This window comes from Niastella sp. sgz303648, assembly GCF_059587045.1.
Window position 1 is genome coordinate 911,211 of sequence record NZ_JCAPSW010000002.1, and the last position, 25,086, is coordinate 936,296.

Below are 25,086 nucleotides of genomic sequence, written 5' to 3' on the forward strand. Positions count from 1 at the left end.
ATTGCACTCCATCGAAGGGTCAAATATCTTTGAATTTCGTTTAAAATAAATTTGTTAATGAAGAGCTTTTTTAAAATATTCCTCGCTTCGTTTGTGGCGCTGATCGTATTTTGCCTCATCCTGTTTTTTGTTTTTGTAGGACTTGTGACCGGTCTCACAGCCCCGGAAAAAGCAAATACGGGCGCCAAAGCAGTATTGGTGATCGACCTTGCCCGCGATTACCCCGAAATTGGTGTCGAAAACCCGCTTGCACGTCTTTCGGATAAAGAAGACGGGGATGTGCCCGCCCTGTACGATGTGTTGCGACTGATCAAATACGCTAAAGGCGATTCGGCTGTAAAAGGCATTTACCTCAAGTGCAGTCACAATGGTAACGGTATGGGCAATAGCCAGGAAATACGCAATGCCCTGCTTGATTTTAAAGCTGCCGGAAAATTTATATATGCATATGGCGATGTTATAACGCAGGGTGGTTACTCGATTGCCAACGTGGCCGATAAAATATACTGTAACCCAAAAGGGGGTGTTGACTGGCGTGGGTTTGCTATTCAGCTCGCCTTTTTAAAAGGCCTATTGCAAAAACTTGAAATAGAGCCCCAGATATTTTATGCAGGAAAATTTAAAAGCGCTACAGAACCTTTTCGCGAAACGTCGATGACCGATGCCAACCGCCTGCAGTTATCGGTTTTATTGGGCGATATGTACGGCAGACTGCTTGAACAAACAGCTGCTACGCGTAAAATTGATACGGCTACACTTCACCAGTACGCCAATGAATACCGCATACAAAGTGCTTCCGATGCCGCGAAATACGGTTTGGTAGATGGATTGAAATATGATGATGAAGTAAAAGAAGAGATTGCCAAAAAACTGGGCGTTGCCAAAATTGATAAGCTGAATTTTATTTCGGTTGCAAAATATGCCAAAGCTGTAGACTATAAAGCCGATGGCAAAGAAAAGATCACGGTTATTTATGCGCAGGGCGATATTATTGATGGAAAAGGCGACCGCGATTTGATCGGTAGCGAAACCTATAGAGATCTTATTCGCAAAGCAAGGCTCGATGATAAAGTGAAGGCTATTGTAATTCGTATTAATTCGGGTGGCGGAAGCGCACAGGCCAGCGAAAACATATGGCGTGAGCTTACACTTGCCCGCAAAGTAAAACCTGTAGTGGTGAGTTTTGGCGATGTGGCGGCCTCGGGCGCTTATTATTTATCGTGCAATGCCGACAGCATTTTTGCACAAACCAATACCATCACCGGTTCTATTGGCGTGTTTACCATGTTGCCCAACCTGCAAAAGTTCTTTAACGAAAAACTGGGTGTTACGTTCGATGGTGTAAAAACAGCACCCGAAGCCGATATGTTAAGCGCCACCAAGCCATTAACGCCGGCCCAGAAAAAATACCTGCAAAATAGTATCGATTCAACCTATCTTACTTTTAAGAGCCGGGTAGCCGAGGGACGTAAAAAAGATATTAACTATATCGACAGCATCGGCCAGGGACGTGTTTGGACTGGTTCACGTGCCATTCAACTGGGCCTTGTTGACCGCATCGGCGGACTGGGTGATGCCATAGCCTGTGCAGCCCGCATGGCTAAAGTAACCGATTACCGCCTGAAAGAATATCCCGAGCCGCACAATGTGCTGGAACTGCTTTTCGGCAACTATGAAAAAGAGGCCACCCATTCCGCTTTAAAGGCCGAACTGGGCGAAGATGGCATGAAAACCCTGCAAACTATGAAACGCGTAAAACAAATGATGGGTGTTAGCCAGGCCCGTTTGCCATTCGAGTTTACCATTGAATAAATATCGAATATTGAATTTTTAATGTAGAATTTTGAAGGATTTGGGTGCTGAGTGCTGACTTCGACATTCACCATTCAATATTCGGCATTTGATATTAAAGGATTTGGGTGCGGGGTTTTGACTTCGACATTCATCATTCATTATTCGACATTCGATATTAAATGATAGCTTTGCCCCCTAATTCTCGTCACCTATGTCAGGTAATTACAACCAATGGACCGCCATGTGGGCTATTTGCAGAGCCACCCTGCGGGCCATTTTTAAAAGCCCTCAGGCCATATTTTTTAGTTTGTTTTTTCCGATCGTACTAATCATGGTGTTCGGGGCTTTAAGCGGCAACCGGGGCATTTCGGTGGATGTGGCATTTGATGCAAAAAGCGACACGTTGAACCCTGTGTATTTCGCTATTAAAAGCGCGTCGGTTTTCGATATTAATACGGGTAGTGAGGCTGAATTATTAGACCGGTTAAAGAAAGGACGTATTACTGCCATGATCGAGATCAGGGAACAAAAAAATAATCCCACCGGTTCCCGGTATGACATACATCTGAAAACAACATCGGCCAGTCAGCGCGATTTGCCAACGGTGCAGGCGATATTGCGCAGTATTATAAATGAAGTAACAGTCAATTCGGCTCAAAATAAAATGGCTACCATTTCAGTTGAAGAAATGCCCGGCCGCCGATACCGGATGATCGATTTTTATTTACCCGGCATGTTGGGTTTTTCACTGATCGGTTCAGCAGTGTTTGGGGTGGCATTTGTGTTTTTTACGCTGCGCGAAACGCTGGTATTAAAACGCATGTTTGCCACGCCGGTTCGTAAAACCTTTATTGTACTGGGCGAAAGCGTTGCACGCATATTGTTTCAGTTAACTACATCGATCGTATTGATAATGTTCGGCACCTTCTTTTATCATTTTACCCTCGCACATGGGTTTATTACCTTTCTCGAATTACTGGTGCTGAGCTTTTTAGGTATTACCGTATTTATGGGATTTGGTTTTATCATCAGCAGTATTGCCAAAAATCAGAATGTTATTCCCATTTACGCCAACCTGTTTATGTTTCCGCAATATTTTTTATCGGGCACATTTTTTCCAAAAGGTTTGTTGCCGCAGGGCGTACAGGCCGTAGTGAATTATCTTCCCCTTACAGCTCTTAACGATGCCATGCGTAAAGTATCGTTCGAGGGTATGCATTTGTTGGGTGTAGGAAAAGAAATAACCATCCTCGTAGTATGGTGCCTCATAGGGTATAGTGTATTGATTAGAATTTTTAGATGGGAATAGATTATTGAATTTCTGATTTTGAGATTTCGGGATTTCTGGATTTCAAATCACAAAATTTCAAAATCCCTAAATCAAAAAATAGTTTTTATGCGTTTCATCAAACTGGCCATCATCAGCGCAGTTGTTTTGTTTTTATTAGTACTGGGTATGTCGTTACTAATTCCGTCGCATATACGCATTTCAAGAGCAGTTGATATTACGGCGTCAAAAGACAGTTTGCTGCCCGCCATAACCGATCTGCGGCAATGGAAGCAATGGAATGTAATGCTGAACGATACCGGTTTAACCACTAAAGAATTTACAGAAACCTCAATCACTACTGATAAGCTTACCATTACCAAACAGGCTTTGGCCGGCGACACGCTGTTCACCAACTGGCAACAGCATAATGCGCGGTCGTTCGTGAGCGGTTTCACCTGGCAGGGCAATGGCGACCGGCTGGTGGTGCAATGGTATTTTGATATTCACTTACGCTGGTATCCCTGGGAAAAGTTCGGTAGCATCGTCTTTGATAAGCAATTGGGGCCGCCTATGGAAAAATCGCTGGGTAACCTGAAAAAGTTGGTGGAGAAAAATCCATAATAGCTTACTTTCCGTGTAAAATCAAAAAGGTATGAAAAAACTATTGTTTTTGTCTGTTATGGTTTTAAGCGTGGCCGGCGTTATGGCGCAGGGTGATAAATCAAAAAGACCAAGCCCACCGGCTAAGGTAACCGAAACAACCAGCAAAGGCGTAAAAATAACGGTCGACTATAGCCAGCCTGCTGTTAAAGGTCGCGAAATAGGAAAAGAAATTGCACCTTACGGACAGGTTTGGAGAACAGGCGCCAATGAAGCCACCACTTTTGAAATAAGTAAAGAAGTAAAGGTTGAAGGCAAAACGTTGCCTGCCGGAAAATACGGACTGTACACCATTCCCGGAAAAGACCAGTGGGTAGTTATCTTTAATAAAAAGTCGACCTTGTGGGGTTCAGATGGTTATTCTGAATCAGACGATGCATTGCGTGTAACGGTAAAACCTGCCAAAGCGCCTGCATTCACAGAGCGTATGACCTTTACCATTGCCAAAACCGGTAAAGTGTCACTGATATGGGGTAACGAAGAAGTTGATTTCAATGTTCTGTAAATTGATCTGAACAACGGTTTAAAAAATATTATGTCCCGCCGAAGGCGGGACTTTTTTTTAAAAACAGGCTTTAAAGGATCACGCGATTTGCAGGAATGACCGTTATAAATCAACCTATAAAGGATAATTTCCCATGAACAATGATATTTTGCTTACTTGAAATGACCTTTTGCTTACAGTAAATGAGCTTCTGCTTACATGAAATGAGGCTGCGCCTACAGGAAATTGGTCATTGCTTGTGTAAATTGGATAATTGCTTTGGAAATTATGTTCTGCGCTTTGGGAAAAATGTCTTTGCAGGTAAGTTCCGGACTTTTTCTCATGAACAAAAACCTTTTGCTTATACGCAAAGATCCTTCGTTCAATGGAAATGATCCTTAGCTCATAAACAATGATGTGTTTTCCATGGGAAACAATACTTTGCCCATGGCGCAGGGGGAAATTACTCTAAGAATTGTACCACCGCACCATGGAAAAGATCCGGCGCCAGGTATTCTGAACTATTTCCAATGTGAAAAGATACTTCGCCAATACGCAAAGAAACTTCGCAGAGATTTCCGACTTCCGACATCAGACATCTGACTTCCGACCTCCAACCTCCAACTTCAGGCCTCTTCTTTTCTTGTTTTGCACGCTTTAGCAGGATGACGTAATAATCCTAATATGTAGAATTTATTTACTGCAAAAAGCCGCATCAGTGTGCTTTTTGTTTTGGATATATGCGTTTTTATGCTGAATTTGGTATTGCTAACTGTTAAAATCATGCTTATAATCGCTTTCCATATTGTCTTTTGTTATACATATCAAGCTGAACCTGAAAACAAAAACCATCCTGATATTTCAACCGGAAACAGGAACACAATAGCCCATGCCCCAACCCCTCAATCTTATTTATCACGGCTATTTTTTTAAAAGAACTAAATCTTTCCGGGCCCCTCTGGCAACAACTACCTGAAGATTGAAACAAACTTCAAACCCTGTCCTTCAAAACAGTTACATGGTATCCAATTATTAATTCGAAAAAAAGAATTATGACGAAATGTTTATCAGTGAACAGCCGGTCATTAAAGTTTATTGGCCTTTTGCTGTTCTGTCAACTGATAATGAGCCTAACGATTGCGCAGGTTCATATCAGTGGTAAAGTAACCGGCACAAAAAACGAAACACTCAACGCTATTTCTGTAACCATCAAAAACACCAGCTACGGTACGGCAACTGATGCCAGCGGCAATTTTACTTTTACTGCTTCGCTGAAACCGGGAAAATATGCACTCGAATTTTCTGGTGTTGGTTTTAAAACTATTGAACAAACCCTTCAGATCGGCAGTGCTGAAAATTATACTGTAAACGTTTCACTGACCGAAGACGCCCTGGGCCTTGAAGAAGTGATTGTAACAGGTACATCGCAGGGTACTACCCGTAAACAACTGGGTAGTTACATCAGCACCATTAAAGCCGATGAACTGAACAAGGGCGCCACCGGTAATGTGCTGGCTGCGCTGCAGGGCAAAACCGCCGGTGCGCAAATTACCCAAAACTCAGGCGATCCCGCAGGTGGCATTTCGGTGCGGCTGCGTGGTATCAGTTCAGTGAACAGTTCGTCGGAACCACTTTATATAGTTGATGGTGTCATTGTGAACAATGCTACTAACAGGGTCACCAATACGCAGAATACATACGATGCGCCCAATACATCAACCAACAATACGGTAGGTAATCTTTTTGTAGGAAGCGTTGGACAAAACCGGATGTCGGATATAAACCCGGCCGATATTGATCATATTGAAGTATTGAATGGTGCAGCAGCGGCGGCCATTTATGGTTCAAGGGCCAATGCCGGTGTAATACAGATTTTTACCAAAAGGGGAAGCACCAGAGCGCCGGTAATTAATTTTTCAACGGGCATCATGATGAGCCATTTGCGCAAAAAGTTAGATGTAAACGAAGCCCCTGTTAAATTTGGCGGTCCGCCCGACGGGCCGGGCGCATTAACACAGGATATTATTTCTGCCGTAGGATCTCCGCCCGCATTACCAACCAATACAACCGCTGTTACGCGCTACGACTACCAGGATTATATTTTTCATACCGGCCTGGGAACCGATAATAATGTTTCGGTTAGCGGCGGTAAAGACAAAACCAAATATTATGCTTCGGGTAGTTATTTCTTCAACCAGGGCATTATAAAAAATACCGACTATCGCCGTGTAAGTTTTCGACTTAACCTCGACCAGGAACTGACGAAATGGTTAAATCTTTCCGTTGGTTTAAACTATATAAATAGTGCTGCCAATGAAAAACCCGATGGCAATTCATTTTATTCACCCATGAACTCGGTAACCATCATTGGTAATTTTCATAATATCTGGGAGCGTGATCCGCTGGGCAATTTAAAAGCAGTTGGTGAACGCGGCCGTGTAAACCCGGTATCTGTGATTGAAGACATTAAACAAAGGCAGGAAACCAACCGGTTTATCGGAAGCGCCGCGCTTAAAATGAAACCGGCCAAAGGCTTAACATTCGATTATACGATTGGTGTTGATAACTATGGCCAGCGGGGCACCACCATAATGCCGCCATTTACCTATAATGTTAATACTGCCTTTTTCGGAGGTGGCAGTACGTTAGACCCTACGCTGAACGGTTATGCCAGTGTAGCATCTGACAATTTTTTCCAGATCAATCACGAATTGAACGGAACGTATCAGTTTAATATCAGTCCTGATCTTGGGTCAACTACACAGGCAGGCTACCAGGTACAATATGAAAAGAACGGATATGTTTTATACCATGGCCGCGGCCTGGCTCCATTTATACGAACAGTGAACGGTACGGCTACTGTATTACCGGGTGCCGACGAGCCTACTGAATTATCGACCTCAGGCGCCTATCTGCAACAGAACTTTAAATTTCGCAACCAGTTGTTTGTAACAGGCGCCATCAGGTTAGATGGTTCATCGGTATTTGAAAAAGATCAGCGCAACCAGGTATATGTAAAAGGAAGCGGCAGCTATGTATTGTCTGAATCAGAATTCTGGAATAAAATGCCGGTATCGAAATGGTGGAACCTTGCCAAGCTGCGCATTGCCTATGGTGAATCGGGCAACCTCACCGGCATTACGCCTTATGCCAGGTTCAACTCATACAATGCCAGCGCCTATATTGGCCGCAGCGCCTTTTTTTCAGGCACAACGCTGGTAAATGAACATATTAAACCCGAGCGCCAAAAAGAAGTTGAGTTCGGTACGGATCTGGCGTTTTTGAACAACCGTATTGGTGTACAATTCAACTACTATATTAAAAAGGTGAACGACCTGCTTATAAATCGCGTAATTGCACCCACCAATGGTTTCACCAGTCTTTTAGATAACCTGGGCTCTCTTCAGAACAAAGGATTTGAAGTTGTATTAAGCGGAACACCTGTACAAAATAAAGATCTCCGCTGGGACATTACTGCTATATACAATCACAACCGCAATAAAATGGTTAAGATTGAACCTTCGCTGGCACGCCTGAGCACCAACGCTGGCGCGCCTGTTGCGCTTATCGAAGGGCAACCGGTAGGGGTGTTTTACGGAACTTTCTTTGGAGTAGATGCCAATGGCAATGCCATTAAAACACCGGCCGGACTGGCTCAGATTGAAAGAGGTGTTCAAAACAGTACACTTGAGTATACACCTAAAAGAGATGCCAATGGCCTCGTAGATCAAAGCGCGGCGTATGTTAACTTAAACAGGATCATTGGCGATCCCAATCCTGATTATACGGCCACGCTCGTAAATGAAGTAAGCTATAAAAAATTCGGTTTGCGGGTGCAGTTTGATGCCGTACAGGGCGTTGATGTATGGAATGCCGATTTCAGAACACGGCAGGGGGTAGGCAATGGTAAAGTAGCCGAGCAGGAACACCTAAGCATACTGCCCCGCGGTTATATTAACAGCGTATACCAGATAGAACAGTGGCGGGTAGACGATGGTTCGTTTGTAAAACTGCGTGAAATATCGTTAAGTTATAATCTGGGTAAACTGAAATTTTTTAATAATCTCACGGTAAGTGCCAGTGGGCGAAATTTGATTTCATGGGATAATTACAAAGGATACGATCCTGAAGTAAATGCCGGTGGACAAAGCTCGGTGTTACGCGGAATTGATTTTGGCGCGGTACCCATTCCACGCACCTTTAGTTTTAGTGTAGCAGCGAAATTTTAACCACTTCAAATTTGATTTTACTATGAAACTTATCAATATAAAAGTCTCCGCTTATTTTTTACTGGCAGTAATGCTGATGCAGGGCGCTGCCTGTAAAAAAGATTATACCGATCCTACCAAAGCGCCCAAGGACGATGCATTAAGTTCAATCCGCGGCCTTACAGGCGTAGCCATAGGTTTGCAACGGGTGTATTCTGTTACGCGGGCCGGTTCTTTGTACAACATTGTAACAGCCGATGGATTTGTAACCAATCAGCTCAATATTCTTAACCAGGGTAATACAGCTGAATACCAGTTATACCAGGGAGCGGGAAAAGTTGATCCATCAAATACTATAATAACCGGTTTGTGGACGAGCAGCAACAAGATCATTTATGATGCTGATAATGTAATTGAGAATGCCGGGAAGCTCGATGACAAAGGGTATGCGAGCGGTCTTATTGGATATGCCACTATTTTTAAGGCGTTGTCATTAGGCAGTATTGCCATGTTTTGGGAAAAAGTACCCGATTCAATAGGAAAGAATGTGCCTTTTATATCGCAGGCAGATGGTTATAAGCGGGCGGTAACGATTATCGATTCGGCTTTGAATATTATAGCTGCCAATCCCATCAGCCCTTTGTTTACGTCGGCCATACCGCAAAATCCTTCTCCGGCCACCGGCGCGGCTATTGACGTGGTAAATTCATTAAGAGCTTTAAAAGCAAGGTATGCACTGTATGCCGGCAACTATGCCGATGCGTTAGCAGCTGCCAACCTCGTTGACCTTACCAAAAAATCAACTTTTAATTTTGATGCGGTTACCCTGAACCCCATCTTTGAAACGGCGACTTCAACCAACAACGTATATCAGCCTGTAGATTCAACCATGGGGTTACCTGCAGGGCTTGAACCGGATGCCGGTGATAAACGCGAACCTTTTTATATAGCCATCAATGCAACTACAGCACCACGGTTTAGAATAAACGGTTTTGGTGCCGCATCTGCTACTCCATTTCCGGTTTATTTGCCCGGCGAAGTAACTTTAATTAAAGCTGAAGCATATGCCCGGCAGAACGACCTGGTGAATGCTGTGGTTGAATTGAATAAAATCCTCACCAAAAAACCGGCTAATGATCCATTTGGGGTGGGCGCCGATCTGTTGCCCTATGCCGGTGGGGTAACACAGGCACAAATATTGGAGCAGATTTATCGCCAGCGTTGTATTGAGTTATATATGTCGGGATTAAAGCTCGAAGACGAACGTCGCTTTAGCCGGCCCTTAAGTGAACGTAAGCGTAATTTCTTTCCATATCCTTTAAATGAAAAACAAAACAACCCGAACACACCGGATAATCCTGCGTTTTAAAAAGTATTCTATAAAGCAATTATGAAAGATGAACCCTGCCGGTTATAGGACTGGTGGGGTTTTTTGTGCTATCTGGTGTTAAATCCATTTTAACTTTTACCCGGAAAAAAATAATTTTGCCATCCTATGACACCTATTGCAGTAATTGGTATGATCGCAGCCGCACTTACTACCGGCGCTTATATTCCGCAAGCCTGGAAAACCATCAAAACAAGATCAACAAAAGATCTGTCGATCATCACTTTTTCAATGCTTTTTGCCGGCACCATCATGTGGCTGATTTACGGATTGTATATTAATGACTCTCCGCTGGTAATAGCAAATGGTATTACAGCTTCTTTATCGGGTATCATTTTTTGTATTAAAGTAGTTTCTATCAAAAAAGAAAAAGAGTAGGGAACGAGGCATATTAAAATGTATAATATATTCCTGAAAACCGGTGTTTTAACTGCCGGTAACTGTCTTTTTTGAAAAAAGAATGCTTTCAAACTACCCTAAACAGCACTTGGACATCATGTTCTGTTTTTTAGAAAACCCGCTTCTGTAAAGGAGTTCAACCTGCTATACAAGTGTTTAGCATCCTAAAACCGGCGTTTAGTTGATTTTTACCGGACCAAAACCCGTAGTATGTTTGCATTACGAAACGCAACGAACATAACCCGCCAGGGTTTTACTGAAAACCCGGGTTACTCTTCACAGAGTTTTTGAATTTTTTGCCTGCCACGATTGTAAGTCCATACGAGCAAAATAATTAAACAGAACTTTAAATATATAAATATACAATTATGAAAAAGGCAATGAGGAATTACGGAATATTGGCTATCACTTTAATCGCTTTTACATTTTCATTTTCAACTGTTACATTAGCCAATGAGGAAGTGCCAGGCAAAACGGTTACAGAATTAAAATATGTAGGAAAGCTGGAAAATCAACCGGTGTTTCAGTTGAACCTCAACAATACCGAAGAAGAAGAATTTACTGTTACTTTCCGTGATGACTATGGTAACATTTTATTTTCAGATAAGTTTGTAGGTGCTAATATTTCAAAAAAGTTCCTGTTGAATAACGATGAACTGAGTGATGCGCACCTGAACGTAGTAGTTAAATCAAAGAAAAGAAATACAACAGAAGTTTATATGATTAACAGAAACACCAGCTATGTTGAAGAAACTGTTGTAAACAAAATAAAATAAGAAGAAATTACAGATATCCACTATCCAGGATTTTTTTTAAAAGTCCCGCCGCGAGGCGGGATTTTTGCATTATTTATGTACCGGTAAAAGTGCTTATCTTCAGTTCGATACTTAAAAGAACAACTGCATGACTTTCAGAGAAGCCAACCTGAATGATATTCCACAAATGAACGTCGTACGCATGTCGGTAAAAGAGAATGTGCTCTCTAACCCGGCATTGGTAACTGAAAATGATTATAAGGAGTATTTAACAACCCGCGGCAAAGGCTGGGTATGCATTATAGATAACCAGGTGGTTGGTTTTTCCATTGCCGATCTGCCAAAAAATAATGTGTGGGCCCTGTTTGTGCAGCCTGGCTATGAAGGAAAAGGAATAGGCAAAACATTACTCATCATGCTGCTGTACTGGTACTTTGCACAAAAAAAAGAAACCATCTGGCTGGGCACCGCCCCCAATTCAAGAGCCGAGCAATTTTACCGGCGTTTCGGATGGAAAGAAACAGGCAAACAATCCAATAGCGAAATTCGTTTTGAGATGACCGACCAGGAATGGGAACAGTCGAAGTATAATATGCAATAGATAAAAGGCAATAGGCAGCAAGCAATAGGCAGTCCTTCGACTGCGCTCAGGACTGCGTTAAAGAGCAGCCCTTCGACTACGCTCAGGGCTACGCTAATTCGACTGCGCTCAGGGTCGCTACATGCTTTTTAAAATATCCATAATCACATCACATACCTTCTTCAATTGTTCGCGGGTAATACAGTAGGGCGGCATTATATAAAGCGTATTGCCCAATGGCCGTAAATACACACCCTGCTCAAGCGATTTTTGGGTTATATAGGTACTGATGGTATTCATGTATCCATCTTTGCCCTGTTCTATTTCAAAAGCAACTATAGTTCCCAGTGACCGCGCATTTTTAACTGCCAATGGAAATGCAGTTGTGAGTTGTTTAATAAACCCTTTATGCTGTTCAGCAATCATATCAATCTGCTTTTGACAATCGGGTAACTGCAATAAATCAAGACTGGCCAAGGCGGCAGTACAGGCCAGGGGGTTGGCGGTGAAAGAATGGCCATGAAAAAATGTTTTCAGACGGTCTTCATCTACAAAAGCGCTGTGAATTTCCTGCGTGCAGGCCGTTACGCCTAAGGCCATGGTGCCGCCGGTTAATCCTTTCGATAAACAAATGATATCGGGCTTTTCTTCAACATACATACTGGCAAACAGCTTACCTGTTCGTCCGAAACCGGTCATTACTTCATCGGCAATGCAAATCACATTATGCTCATGGCATTTTTTTAACAGGCTGTTCAGTGCTGCTGCATCATACATGTTCATTCCGCCGGCACCCTGAAGCAATGGCTCATAAATAAAACAAGCCACATCGTCCCATTGCATGGTACTGAGCGTAGTCGAAGGGCCTGTTGCCCGGTCCTGAGCGTAGTCGAAGGACTCATTGGGCGGGTCGATGAAGATCACTTCAAACAATTTATCCTGAAAGGCAAGTGTAAACACGCTTCGGTCGCTGATGCTCATGGCGCCGAAAGTATCGCCGTGGTAGGAATGGTTTAAAGCCAGTATTTTATTGCGTTTTTTATCTCCTTTATTCCACCAGTATTGTAAAGCCATTTTAACGGCTACTTCAACTGCTGTTGAACCATTATCTGAATAAAATATTTTACTAAATGCGCCGGGTAAAATATCGAGCAACCGTTCGGCAAGCCGCACCGCCGGTTCATGTGTAAAGCCGGCAAAAATTACCTGTTCAAGGGTTTTGGCCTGTTCATATATTTTCTCAGCAATATATGTATTCGCGTGTCCGTGAATGGTGACCCACCAGCTGCTCACTGCGTCGATATAGGCATTACCGTTTGCATCTTTTAAATACACTCCATCACCTTTTACAACAGGAATGGGATCGGGCATATACTTTTGCGGTGTGTATGGATGCCATACTACTTTTTTATCTCTTTCTGCAAGTGTCATAAGGGGCTCAAAGGTAAGAGATGAAGACGGAAGACAGAAGTTGGAAAGTTAACAAGTTGACTGGTTAACCGGTAACCGGCAACTGGTAACTGGTAACTGGTAACCGGCAACTGGTAACGGGAAACCGGTAACCGGTAACTGGTAACCGGTAACGGGAAACTGGCAACCGGCAACTGGTAACCAGCTTTTCAGGGTGCCGGATAAATTAAGAATCTATGCAACGGAAACACCTGTACTGGTGTCAACCTCAATAAGTGATGGATTATAACAGGCTGGTAAAAGATTGTTTAAAGGGGCTGCCGGAAGCCCAGCGACAGCTCTACGAGCATTTTGCTGAGAGTATGTTGGGCGTTTGCTATAGATATACCAAGTCTGTTGCCGATGCAGAAGATGTGTTGCAGGAAGGATTTATAAAAATATTCCGAAACCTGCACCAGTTTAAATTTGAGGGTGAACTGGGGGGATGGGTCCGCCGGATAATGGTGAATACCGCCTTAAACTATCTGAAAAAGAACAGCCGGTACCAAACCGACTTATCCTTTCCTGAAACGAGCCTGCATCCGGTGTCGGACGATAATCCGGAAGTTACTCTGCAGGCCAAGGACCTGGCCGAATTGATCCGCCAGTTACCCGCAGGTTATCAAACGGTTTTTAACCTGCATGCTATTGAAGGTTTTTCTCATGTTGAAATTGGTAAAATGCTTGGTATTAACGAGGGAACTTCCCGATCACAATATGCCCGGGCACGCGCATTATTGATAAGCTGGTTAAAAAAAACGACCGTAGAAACAAAAAAGGAATCGTATGTCCGACCATGATTTTGAGAAACAGGTACAACAGAAGCTGGACGAGCTGAAGCTGCGTCCCTCTGATACCGTATGGATGGAGGTGGAAAAAAATATCCGTACCACTAAACGCCGCCGCCGCTTCTTCTGGCTGTGGACGCCAATGTTATTTATATGCCTTAGCACAAGCGCTTATATACTTTATCGCAATTATTTTAAGTCCGAAAAAACAACCGGCATTGCACAAACCATTTCATCATCAAAACCTGCTGAACTTACGGCTGACGCCAAAACCACCCAATCAATTAACCCCAGCTCTGTAAATGATAAAGTTTCGGGCAATTCAAAACCCGAAACAACTGTTGCCGCCGGGCAGGTAACAAGTAATGCTAACAATCAACCTGTGCAAAATGCCGAAGCGCCTGCTGTGCAAAAGGCCGCTCAGCCATTATCGATTGCTGATCCTGCGTCCCAAAAAACAGCGCAGCCGGGTAAAGCTGCACCTTCACTTCACAGGATCCTAAATGATGCAACCGGTACTCCATCTGCAAAACCTGTTGTTGAAAAAGTTGTTGCTGCAACTAATTTTATAGCTGCTGAAAAACAGACAGGCAATCGCAGAAAAAAGAATACTTCAGCTACTTATTTTGAAAGAAGTGAAACAAAGAAGGAGCAACGCAACAGGGAAGAAAAAACAAACAATAATTCAAACAATGTAAACACACCGCAGGTGGTAAGCACTGAACCGCAGCCTGGCGCTGAACCGGCGCAGGAAGATCTTACAGTTTCCATACCTGCTATTGTTTATGATGATAACGAGAACCTCATTGCTACCGATAAAGCATTGAACGATTCGCTCAATAAAAAAATGATCAGGCTTACATTGGGGCAACCATTGAATAATACGCCTGCTGTTGCCACTGTTTCGATACCCCGCAAACGTATATCGGCATGGCATTGGGGAATAGAGGCCAATGCCGGTTTATCGCGTATTTCAACAAGCAATCTGTTTCACTTAAAGGGGTTATTGCAGCAGGACAAATACATTGCCGAAGACCTTGCGGCCCGTAGTACTTTAAATTCGGGCTACACCAGTACCAACTCATTTATAAACCTTCAAACATCATCATCCGCTACCGAAAAAAAGGCTGCTCCTATTCAGCCTGATTTTTCATATACGGCAGGGCTTTTTGTAGAGCGATCATTTTCGCGTCGTTTTCGTTTATCGGCAGGGGTGCGATATGCCTATATGAGTGTATACACCGAGGTGGGCGAACAGGTTACAAGCAATACACCTGTATTGGTAAACTATGGGCAGGCTTCGGCCGGAATGGTGTATGAATATTATAATTACGCTGGTGTAACCAGTTCATCAATTACCAACGCAGGCAGTAGTGGCAGTGGAAGCTCATCTTCAAAGACTCCGGTAATTCAGCGGTATAAATATACTTTTCAGTATATTGAAATACCTGTAATGGCTCACTGGCAAATTAACAAAGGCCGAAGGTTGCCGCCAATTGTATTCGATGGAGGTTTATCAGTAGGCCGGTTAATAAAAGTGAATGCGCTGCATTATGATGGTATTAAGGGTATTTATTTTGAAAATAACAACCTCTTTAATAAAACGCAATTGAATTTTATAACAGGAATTAGCGTTGGCATATTGCAAAAAACAAAACATCCTATGTGGATAGGCCCCGACCTTCGTTATTCTGTATCGGGCCTTGTTAAAAAAGAAGCGTCTACCGGCCAGTATCTTTGGTCAACAGGTATCACAGTGAAAATGTTGCTGGGCCGATTGTAAATCCGCAGCCCCTTCGCGCACTATTTATCCTTCGTAAAGTATACAAATTGAAACAGGTTCTCTTTGTAAAGGCCCTGTTACGTATATGTCATTCCTGTGAATCAATGTTCTTTTTTATAAATAAAAAATATACCGTCATACAACGGTTATGCTTATCTGTTTGTCAAAGCCTAAAACTATATTATATGAAACGGCAAACGCTGTTGTGTTTGCAGTTTATAACAACTGCATCACTGTTACTTTTGTTAACCAATTGCGATAAAGAAAACTGTAAACATACTTATACATTGTATACGCCTGTTTACAAAACACTCGCCGAAGTACGTGCAAACATGAAAAGCAATCCGGCAAAGCAGATTAAAAACCCGGGTAAAATTTATATATATGGTAATTATATTTTTTTGAATGAGGTAAACGAAGGCATTCATATTATCGATAACTCGCAGCCTGCTTACCCCAAAAACGTAGCTTTTATTAATATTCCGGGTAACATTGATCTTGCTGTATCGGGAAATATTCTTTATGCTGATTGCTACAGAGACCTGGTAGCTTTCGATATCAGTAACCCGTTGGCCGTTACTGCTAAGAAATTTCTTGATAATGTTTTTCCACAACAAGTTGCTTATTATTACACTAATGGCACATCCAATCCCGATTCAATAAAAGTGATAGCTCAGTGGATTACAAGAGATACTTCGGTTTCATGCGAGCAATACAGTTATCTTGATCAAGCGTATTATTCTCTTTCCAGTGCCGACAAATCGGGCAGTTTTGCATCGCCTTCTTTAACAACCGGGGCAGGGGGCTCAATGGCAAGGTTTACCATATTGAATAATTATTTATATACGGTAAGTCAAAACGACCTGAGTGTTTTTGATATTTCCACTCCGCAGGACCCTTCATTTACCAGTAAAAAAAGTCTTGATAGCTGGACGATAGAAACCATTTATCCGTTCAAAAACAAATTATTTATTGGTTCAGCTACCGGTATGTTCGTTTATGATGTATCTGCACCCGGCAGTCCCGTAAAGCAGTCACAGTTTACGCATGCACGCAGTTGCGACCCCGTTGTAGCCGATGATAATTATGCCTGGGTTACCCTTCGAACAGGCACCACCTGTGGAGGAAATATTAACCAGCTCGATGCTGTAAACATCGGCAGTATTACCAATCCGTTCCTGGTAAAATCCTATAATTTAACCAATCCGCATGGCTTATCAAAAGATGGTAATCTGCTTTTTGTTTGTGATGGAAAAGACGGTTTGAAAGTATATGAATCTTCTGATCCGGCCAACATAAAATTAATAAAGCAGATAAACGACATGGAAACCTATGATGTTATTGCCTTCAATTACCGGGCGCTGGTGGTTGCGAAAGATGCTTTGTACCAGTTCGATTATTCCAATGTAAATAATATCCGTTTACTGAGTAAAATTGGGTTGCGTTAAGATATGTATTTAAAATCAACTTTGCTGGCTGGTATAATGGTTTGCGCCATGTTATCTATGGCGCAAACCGGTGGTGATGTAAAACCGGTTAAAAAAAGCTGTTCCTGTGCATTCAGCTCTATCAACCAGGCTGGCTTAATAATCGGAGAACGTGGTTCGTACACTCTGGTTCAAACCATAAATGGCATACGGAATAAAACCTGGTTTGCCGGTTTGGGCGTTGGAATAGATTATTATACCGATAAAGGATACCCGGTTTTTATCGATGTTCGAAAAGATATTTTCAATAAAAGGTATACGCCTTTCTTATATGCCGATGGAGGAATTCATTTTGCTGATATGAATAATAAAACAGTTGGCCCGACTGTAACCAGCTTTAATAATGGTTTATATTACGATACCGGAGCCGGGTATAAAGCAGGCTTCACCAAAAAAGGCGGATTGCTGATCAGTGCAGGGTTCTCGTATAAATATGTGATCAGGCGCCTTACATCTTCATATTGCTATCCTTTTGGTTGTTTGGAAAATTCAAATGTTTATTCCTACCATTTGAACAGGTTCAGTGTAAAAGTTGGATGGCAGCTTTAACGGTGCTTATTCTCCGCTTTTGAAATGAAGCGTAAACGTAGTTCCTTCATTACAGCGGCTGGTAAAAGCAATGCTCCCGTTTAATAATTCCATGTACCGTTTAACGATATTAAGTCCTAATCCGGTGCCGTGAATACCGGCGGCATTTTTCGATCTGAAGAAATTGTTGGAAATATAAGGACGGTCTTCTTCCGGAATACCAATGCCATAATCTCTTACCTTAACAATTACATTGCCGGCTGTAACTTCGGTATACACATCTATCTGCTGATTTTCATGCGAATATTTACCCGCATTGGAAAGCAGGTTGAGCAAAATGTTGCGTAATATTTTTTTATCCTGCACGATGTCGGTATCTCCACGATGTATATAAAGAATATGCTGACCGGGTTTTAATGATCCTTCCATTTGCTCTATGACGTCAGTTACAAATTTTTTAAGATTAAACGATTGTAACAGCATTTCGGTTTTACCCTGTTCCAGCTGGTCCATTTCCAGAAAATCGTTCACAATACCGATCAGGTTGTTTACCGATGATTTAATACGACCAATATGTTTCATTCGTTTATCCTGATCTTCGGTTAACTGATAACCTTCGAGCAAAGAGGTGCTGGATAATATACTGCTAAGCGGTGTTTTAAATTCATGTGAGGCGATAGAAACGAAATGTGATTTCATTGCGCTCATTTCCTTTTCGCGGTTAAGCGAATCGATAAGCTCGCTGGTGCGTTCCTTCACACGTTGCTCCAATTCGTTGTACATTTTTATATTTTCCATTGTTACAGCTGTAATGTCGGCCAGCGATTGTAATAAGGTTACTATTTCATCAGAAGGGAAATGCGGGCGTGCCCAATACGTTCCGATAGCACCGATAGGGTCTATGCTTCTGATAGGCACCATCACCAGGCTTTTTACAAAGGTGGGGCGATAGGTATCAACCGGTATTCGGCTATCGGCATAAATATTTTCAATTACTACCGGCATTCGATGGATCATACTCCAGCCACTGATGCACGAATGCATGGGAAAACGCTGGCCTTTCCAAAGCGGTGTAATAGCATCTTCATCGGCATAATAACACATATTATTATCACGCAGTACAAACGTGGCTCCATCGGCGCCGGTAAGCTCGCGCGCGGTGGTTCGTACAATACGCATTACAGTTTCGATGTTGCGGGAAAGAGATAACTGCTGAACAGCCAGCACCATACTTTTAAATGCCTGATTATGAGTTGTGATCTCATGGATTGGTCGTTGTTGTACACTCATCGGGTTCTGCTACTTTTAAAAATCAAGAGTTCTGTAACCACATTGCTTTCAATCAAATAAAAACATTGGGAACATGGTTCTGCAACAGGGGAGTGGATCGAGGAACAGGTGCAGGAGGAATCGATTTATGGTCGAAGATACATATTTTGTACGAAGAAGCAGCAGCAATGCGGCTTGCAGGCTGCAGTGCCGCATAAATTCAACCTCTTTTAATTGTATTTTAATTCATGAAAAGGCAAACTGCTTTACATTTTCAAAAATTGTACATTCCGTTGTATGCCCTGAAATTTAGATCGCTTTAAAGGTGAGTGACGGAATATTTGTTTGAATGCTTCTTCGGTTAATGCTTCCCATTCTTTGGTGGTGAAGTTGAGTATTTCGGGTATGGGAGTAAATTCTGCTTCCTGTGTGGGTTTGGCAAAACGGTTCCAGGGACATACATCCTGGCAAACATCGCAGCCAAACATCCAGCCGGCAAATTGCCCTTTTTTATCTTCGGGCAACAGCAGGTCTTTTAATTCAATGGTGTAATACGAAATGCATTGACTTCCATTGATCACTTTATTATCAGTGATAGCGCCGGTAGGGCAGGCTTCGATACACCGGCGGCAACTGCCGCAATAATCCTTTGCAAAAGGATCATCGTATTCCAATTCAATATCGGTGATCAGTGTGGCGATAAAGAAAAATGATCCCTGTTGTTTGGTAAGCAGGTTGCCATTTTTTCCAATCCAGCCAAGGCCGCTGCGTTGCGCCCAGCTGCGTTCCAGTACAGGGGCACTGTCAACAAACCCGCGGCCATGTACTTCCCCAATATGTTCATTGATCAATGCCAGTAATGCATGCAGCTTTTTTTTGATCACCTCATGGTAATCTTTTCCAAAAGCGTATTTTGAAATATGTGGAGTATCGCTTTGTTGTGTTTGTTGTGGAAAATAATTTAACAGCAGTGTAATGACCGATTTTGCACCGGGTACCAGTTTGGCAGGATCAATACGCAGATCGAAATAATTTTCCATGTACTGCATATTGCCGTGCAGTCCTTTTTTAAGCCATTGCTCAAGCCGCCGGGCATCTTCATCCAATTGTTGCGCCCTTGCAATGCCGCAAAAGTCGAACCCCAGCTGCCGGGTAAAGTTTTTTATTTGTTGTGTATGGTAGGCTTGTTTACTCACTACTATTTGTATATACAGTTTAAGGTTTAAGGTTTAAGGTTGCGGTTTTCCATTTTCAAATTTGCATATTTTCAAATTTTCAAATTATTGCGCTTCTAAATGAAACTTATGAAAGAACCTGTGTATGGCGGGCGCCAGTATAACACCGATATTGGTAATAAAGATCACGCCGCTGAACAGGGCATAGAACGACGAAAACCAAATACCCGAATCGCAAAGGTTACTTAATACAGGCCCCATGCCCGATAACAACATGGCTGAATTATGAAATGCATCGAGCCAGCGTACGTTGGCGCAGGTACTGTGAAAACCGATAATGCCTATCAGTAGTGACACTGCCATTATGATTACTGCTACCAGCAGGTTGCTCATAATCCTTTTGTAAAATACTTTTTTAGGAGCAAGCGGTTGTTTTTTGTGTTCGTACATGAAAAACAGTTTGTAGTTCTATTGCCAATTGCTTATTGTCTGTTGCTTATTGCTTATTGGTTCAATATTCGATATTCGTCATTTATAAACTGTTCCTGCTCTTCGATCCTGAACTTTTTGCGGTACCCCGAAGGTGTTTGTTGCTTCACTTTTAAAAATTGTTTGTTGAAATTGGCGAGCGTATTGAATCCGCTTTCGAACGAAATGTCAAGCACTGTTTTATGGGTATCGATCAGCAATTTACAGGCATGGCCGATACGTATTTCATTTAAAAAATCGATATATGTTTTCTTTGTACATTTTTTAAAGTAACTGCAAAAAGCAGGAACGCTCATGCCGGCAGTAGCGGCAACATCGTTCAGTGAAATAGGTTCCTGAAAATTTTCGATGGTAAACTGAAATATTCTGTCGATCCGGTCTTTATTTTTTGCCTGAAAGGTTTTTACTTCCTGTGTCGATACGGCTTCAAATTCATGGGTGGTGGCTATCAGGTTCAGGCATTCGCATAGCCTGATGATGCGCGAAAAGCCCTGCAATTGTTCAAGGCCGGTGATCAGTGGTTTTAACTGCTGACGGGTGTGGCCCTGAATTTTCAATCCCTGCATGGCAATGGAAAACAGTTTTACAATGTTTTTGCTTTCGGGCAACTGCATAAAACCATTGCCCCAGAAATCGCCGGTAAACTGCACTACTACTGCGGCGGTGATCAGGTCTTTATGCGCTTTTTGAAAAGTGTGCGGCAAATTACTGCCCAAAAAAAACACATCATCGGTTTTAAACTCGCCTATGTGATTACCAATAAAGGCGGTGCCTTCGCCTTCGGTAAATAATATCAGCTCGTGTTCAATATGCTGGTGCCAGGGCACTTCGAAATGAGGCGTGCGGTAAGTTCGCGCCACAAAGGAAGTGTTTTCCGAAAGCGGTAGTTTTTCAACTAATGGTTTCATTGGTAAGAGTTTTTTTCTCTTTTTGCTCGTTAGTCCCGCTTCGCGGGACGTTTTTTGGGCTAAGAGGGTATAAGAGAAGAAAGAGGAAAAAGAGTTTCTTTCAAAAATTCAGTGCCTATACAGTCAGTCGACGTCTAAAAAATAAATACACCTCTTTTTTCTCCTTTAGCTCTTAGCGCTACTGCATTTGGGGCGGAAGCGCCAGGAAGTCGGCAATTTTAAAGAAATCAAAACCTCTTTTTTTCTCCTTTTTCTCTTTAAGCTCTTAGCGCAACTGCATGGCCCGGCAGCTACCCAAAACCGACATTTTCCCCAATTACCCCTGTTTAGCACTATTTTAAGCAAAAATAAACATATTGGTTATTGATTATATTAAAATAGTTTATGTTTTTGAAAATAAAGTGGTAGGCAATATTGAAAATATCTGCTACTTTTGATTCTTCGATAAAGGTTTTTGGTTAACAGGGCAGCAGGTGTAGGGTAGAATCAGAACATTATCCAGCTTGCTGCCTTTTCAAACTGCGCAACAAAAATCTGCATTATTACTCAATCTTCAGTATTTAACAAGCTGCCATATGCTTTTGCTCGGAATTGATGTAGGTACTTCGTCTATCAAGGTCTCTGTCGTTGATGCACAAACGCAACAGTGTAAAGCATCTGCTCAGTATCCCGAATCTGAATCAGCCATTATATCTCCCCAACCCGGATGGGCCGAACAATCGCCCGACATGTGGTGGGAACACGTACAGCGTGCTATCATGAAGGCGCATGCGACAAAAGCGTATAATCCCGCCGATATTGGCGCCATTGGTATTTCGTATCAGATGCACGGGCTTGTTACTGTAGATGATAAACAGCAGGTACTTCGTAATTCCATTATCTGGTGCGATAGCCGTGCAGTTGAAATTGGCGACAAGGCTTTTAAAGCAATTGGTAAGAAAACAAGCCTCACTCATTTGTTGAATTCACCCGGAAATTTTACTGCTTCAAAACTGGCGTGGGTTAAAGAAAACGAACCATCAATTTATAAAAAGATATTTAAAATAATGCTGCCCGGCGATTTCATTGCCATGAAAATGACGGGTGACGTTACTACCAGTGTGTCTGCTTTATCGGAAGGCATTTTCTGGGATTTCAAAAAAGACCGCATCAGCAAAGATGTGATGGAGTATTTTGATTTCGACAACAGCCTGATTCCCTCAGTACAGGATGTTTTTTCTGATCATGGTCAGCTGAAAGAATCTGTTGCTGCTGAGCTGTTATTAAAAGCCGGCATACCGGTAACCTATAAAGCCGGCGATCAGCCGAACAATGCCTTATCACTAAATGTGCTTGAACCGGGCGAAGTGGCAGCAACAGCCGGTACTTCGGGGGTTATTTATGGCGTAAGCGATGAGCTCACTTACGACGATGAATCGCGCGTAAACACTTTTGCCCATGTTAACTATACCAGCGATAAAAAGCGGTTGGGCGTGCTGTTATGTATCAACGGTACCGGCATATTAAACCGCTGGGTAAAAAATATTTTTTCTCCGGCTTTCAGCTATCCGCAAATGAACAGCGAAGCCCAAAAAATTCCGGTAGGTTCCGATGGATTGCGGGTATTGCCTTTTGGTAATGGCGCCGAACGCATGCTCAACAACCAGATCATCGGTGTGCATTTTCATCATATCGATTTAAACCTGCATACACAGGCGCATTTGTTCCGCGCTGCGCAGGAAGGCATTGCCTGTGCGTTCCGGTACGGATTGGACATTATGCGTGAAAATGGCATGAACCCACAGATCATCAGGGCCGGAAAAGCCAATTTATTTTTGAGCGATTTGTTTATCGAAGCATTTGTAAACACCACACATGTGCCTGTTGAATTGTATAACTGCGATGGCAGTGTAGGCGCCGCATTGGGCGCAGGCATTGGCGCCGGTATTTACAAAACTCCAAAAGAAGCTTTTACACAGGCAAAACCATTAACCACTATTGAGCCCACTAAAAAGAAGGAATATAAAGTGGTGTATGAAGAGTGGAAGGAACTGCTGGAAAAGCAGGTAGGAAGTAAGAAGGCATAAAGGCATCGGGGCATAAAGCATAAGACACATTAAGGCTGGAATTTGCAATCAGGCGGGTATTCTCAACATCCGTAGTCTATTCTATTGACTATTCACCATTGACCATTTACTATTCACCATAACCATTGACCATATTACCATTTACAAAAAACACAAAACATAGAATATGAAAGTCATCACGGGAGACAAAGAATTTTTTAAAGGTATTGGTTCAATCAAATTCGAAGGCGTTGAAAGCGATAACCCGCTTGCCTTTAAGTGGTATGATGAAAATAGAATTATTGCCGGCAAAACCATGAAAGAACATTTGCGTTTTGCGGTTTGTTACTGGCATACCTTCTGCAACACCGGCGCCGATCCGTTCGGTCCGGGTACAAAACATTTTCTCTGGGATGCAGCCGGCGATGCGGTTCAGCGCGCTAAAGATAAAATGGATGCAGCGTTTGAGTTCATTACCAAACTGGGTGTGCCTTATTATTGCTTCCACGATATTGATCTGGTCGACGAAGGCGCGAATATAAAAGAATACGAAAGCCGTTTACAGGCTATAGTTGATTATGCCAAACAAAAACAGGCAGCCAGCGGCGTTAAGTTATTGTGGGGAACGGCGAATGTGTTTTCGAATCCGCGTTATATGAATGGCGCTTCGACCAACCCCGATTTTTCGGCAGTTGCCTATGCCGGTACACAGGTTAAAAATGCCCTGGATGCCACAATTGCCCTTGGCGGTGAAAACTATGTATTCTGGGGTGGCCGTGAAGGTTATATGAGCCTGCTGAATACGAACATGAAGCGCGAGCTCGATCATTTGGCCCGCTTTTTAACAATGGCCCGTGATTATGCCCGTAAACAGGGTTTCAAAGGTGTTTTCTTTATAGAACCTAAACCCTGCGAGCCTACCAAACATCAGTATGATTATGATAGCGCCACAGTGATCGGCTTTTTGCGTCACTACGGACTGGATAAAGATTTTAAACTGAATATTGAAGTAAACCACGCCACGCTGGCCGGTCATACCTTTCAGCATGAGCTGCAGGTAGCTGCCGATGCAGGCATGCTGGGCAGCATTGATGCCAACCGCGGCGATGCACAAAATGGCTGGGATACCGATCAGTTCCCGATCGATTTAAATGAGCTGGTTCAAAGCATGCTCATCATTCTCGAAGCCGGTGGTTTTGGCGGTGGCGGCGTAAACTTCGATGCCAAAACACGTCGTAACTCAACCGATCTTGAAGACATCTTCATGGCGCATATCGGCGGCATGGATACTTTTGCCCGTGCACTGGTAATTGCCGATAAAGTATTGCAAAAATCTCCCTTCAAAAAATTCCGTACAGACAGGTATGCTTCATTCGACAGTGGTAAAGGAAAAGAGTTTGAAGATGGAAAGCTGAAGCTCGAAGACCTGCGCGAATATGTTCTCGGAAATGGAGAACCGAAACAGATCAGCGGCAAGCAGGAATGGTTAGAGAATATTATTAACCAATACATTTAGAAGTCTGAAGTCGGAGGTCTGAAGTCTGAAAAAGAAAGTATAAAAATCGTCATACTGCTATTCAAGGTATATTAAACGATCAACCTCTTCTGACTTCCGGCATCTGACCTCT

At 42.8% G+C, this 25,086-nt stretch carries 20 protein-coding genes; 15 read left to right on the top strand and 5 right to left on the bottom strand.

Features of this window, described 5'->3' with window-relative positions; genetic code table 11:
- Positions 1–57: 57 nt before the first annotated feature.
- From sppA to AC59IL_RS08280, 9 genes are all read left to right on the top strand, one after another.
- Positions 58–1,812 carry a signal peptide peptidase SppA gene (gene sppA, locus AC59IL_RS08240; RefSeq protein WP_496551627.1) on the top strand — a complete coding sequence of 585 codons (1,755 nt, stop codon included), beginning with the start codon at positions 58–60 and terminating at the stop codon, positions 1,810–1,812.
- A 193-nt stretch (positions 1,813–2,005) separates the two neighbouring features.
- Positions 2,006–3,103, top strand: a complete 1,098-nt coding sequence (locus AC59IL_RS08245) for an ABC transporter permease (protein ID WP_496551628.1) — start codon at positions 2,006–2,008, stop codon at positions 3,101–3,103.
- An 87-nt stretch (positions 3,104–3,190) separates the two neighbouring features.
- Positions 3,191–3,685, top strand: coding sequence for an SRPBCC family protein (locus tag AC59IL_RS08250; RefSeq protein ID WP_496551629.1), 495 nt, complete (start codon positions 3,191–3,193; stop codon positions 3,683–3,685).
- A gap of 31 nt (positions 3,686–3,716) precedes the next feature.
- A complete protein-coding gene (locus AC59IL_RS08255; RefSeq protein ID WP_496551630.1) occupies positions 3,717–4,229 on the top strand; it encodes a DUF2911 domain-containing protein in 513 nt (170 codons plus the stop codon).
- 1,031 nt (positions 4,230–5,260) lie between these two features.
- On the top strand, positions 5,261–8,437 hold the full coding sequence (locus AC59IL_RS08260) for a SusC/RagA family TonB-linked outer membrane protein (protein WP_496551631.1): 3,177 nt from the start codon (positions 5,261–5,263) through the stop codon (positions 8,435–8,437).
- A gap of 22 nt (positions 8,438–8,459) precedes the next feature.
- The gene (locus AC59IL_RS08265) at positions 8,460–9,785 is read left to right on the top strand and encodes a RagB/SusD family nutrient uptake outer membrane protein (RefSeq protein WP_496551632.1); all 1,326 of its coding nucleotides are present in this window, start codon (positions 8,460–8,462) and stop codon (positions 9,783–9,785) included.
- A 126-nt stretch (positions 9,786–9,911) separates the two neighbouring features.
- Positions 9,912–10,181, top strand: coding sequence for a SemiSWEET family sugar transporter (locus AC59IL_RS08270; protein ID WP_496551633.1), 270 nt, complete (start codon positions 9,912–9,914; stop codon positions 10,179–10,181).
- Between the two features lie 389 nt (positions 10,182–10,570).
- Entirely contained in the window at positions 10,571–10,978 is a 408-nt protein-coding gene (locus tag AC59IL_RS08275) for a hypothetical protein (RefSeq protein WP_496551634.1), read from the top strand.
- A 127-nt stretch (positions 10,979–11,105) separates the two neighbouring features.
- Complete coding sequence (locus tag AC59IL_RS08280) at positions 11,106–11,558, top strand: GNAT family N-acetyltransferase (RefSeq protein WP_496551635.1); 453 nt, start codon at positions 11,106–11,108, stop codon at positions 11,556–11,558.
- Between the two features lie 117 nt (positions 11,559–11,675).
- On the opposite strand, the gene bioA is transcribed toward AC59IL_RS08280, so the two are convergent.
- Positions 11,676–12,968, bottom strand: coding sequence for an adenosylmethionine--8-amino-7-oxononanoate transaminase (gene bioA, locus AC59IL_RS08285; protein ID WP_496551636.1), 1,293 nt, complete (start codon positions 12,966–12,968; stop codon positions 11,676–11,678).
- A gap of 257 nt (positions 12,969–13,225) precedes the next feature.
- Here bioA and AC59IL_RS08290 point away from each other — a divergent pair, with 257 nt between their 5' ends.
- From AC59IL_RS08290 to AC59IL_RS08305, 4 genes are all read left to right on the top strand, one after another.
- A complete protein-coding gene (locus tag AC59IL_RS08290; RefSeq protein ID WP_496551637.1) occupies positions 13,226–13,786 on the top strand; it encodes an RNA polymerase sigma factor in 561 nt (186 codons plus the stop codon).
- Positions 13,773–15,557 carry an outer membrane beta-barrel protein gene (locus AC59IL_RS08295; RefSeq protein ID WP_496551638.1) on the top strand — a complete coding sequence of 595 codons (1,785 nt, stop codon included), beginning with the start codon at positions 13,773–13,775 and terminating at the stop codon, positions 15,555–15,557. Before AC59IL_RS08290 ends, AC59IL_RS08295 begins: the two co-directional genes overlap by 14 nt.
- Positions 15,558–15,742: 185 nt before the next feature.
- On the top strand, positions 15,743–17,005 hold the full coding sequence (locus AC59IL_RS08300; RefSeq protein WP_496551639.1) for an LVIVD repeat-containing protein: 1,263 nt from the start codon (positions 15,743–15,745) through the stop codon (positions 17,003–17,005).
- A 3-nt stretch (positions 17,006–17,008) separates the two neighbouring features.
- Positions 17,009–17,593: a hypothetical protein gene (locus tag AC59IL_RS08305; protein WP_496551640.1), complete on the top strand. Its 585-nt coding sequence runs from the start codon at positions 17,009–17,011 to the stop codon at positions 17,591–17,593.
- 6 nt (positions 17,594–17,599) lie between these two features.
- On the opposite strand, the gene AC59IL_RS08310 is transcribed toward AC59IL_RS08305, so the two are convergent.
- From AC59IL_RS08310 to AC59IL_RS08325, 4 genes are all read right to left on the bottom strand, one after another.
- Positions 17,600–18,862: a GAF domain-containing sensor histidine kinase gene (locus AC59IL_RS08310; RefSeq protein ID WP_496551641.1), complete on the bottom strand. Its 1,263-nt coding sequence runs from the start codon at positions 18,860–18,862 to the stop codon at positions 17,600–17,602.
- 245 nt (positions 18,863–19,107) lie between these two features.
- On the bottom strand, positions 19,108–20,037 hold the full coding sequence (gene queG / locus AC59IL_RS08315) for a tRNA epoxyqueuosine(34) reductase QueG (RefSeq protein ID WP_496551642.1): 930 nt from the start codon (positions 20,035–20,037) through the stop codon (positions 19,108–19,110).
- A gap of 84 nt (positions 20,038–20,121) precedes the next feature.
- The gene (locus AC59IL_RS08320) at positions 20,122–20,466 is read right to left on the bottom strand and encodes a hypothetical protein (RefSeq protein ID WP_496551643.1); all 345 of its coding nucleotides are present in this window, start codon (positions 20,464–20,466) and stop codon (positions 20,122–20,124) included.
- Positions 20,467–20,519: 53 nt separating this feature from the next.
- Positions 20,520–21,413, bottom strand: coding sequence for an AraC family transcriptional regulator (locus tag AC59IL_RS08325; protein ID WP_496551644.1), 894 nt, complete (start codon positions 21,411–21,413; stop codon positions 20,520–20,522).
- Positions 21,414–21,988: 575 nt separating this feature from the next.
- Here AC59IL_RS08325 and AC59IL_RS08330 point away from each other — a divergent pair.
- On the top strand, positions 21,989–23,479 hold the full coding sequence (locus tag AC59IL_RS08330) for a xylulokinase (RefSeq protein WP_496551645.1): 1,491 nt from the start codon (positions 21,989–21,991) through the stop codon (positions 23,477–23,479).
- A gap of 166 nt (positions 23,480–23,645) precedes the next feature.
- Positions 23,646–24,974 carry a xylose isomerase gene (gene xylA, locus AC59IL_RS08335; protein WP_496551646.1) on the top strand — a complete coding sequence of 443 codons (1,329 nt, stop codon included), beginning with the start codon at positions 23,646–23,648 and terminating at the stop codon, positions 24,972–24,974.
- The last annotated feature ends 112 nt before the right edge of the window (positions 24,975–25,086 follow it).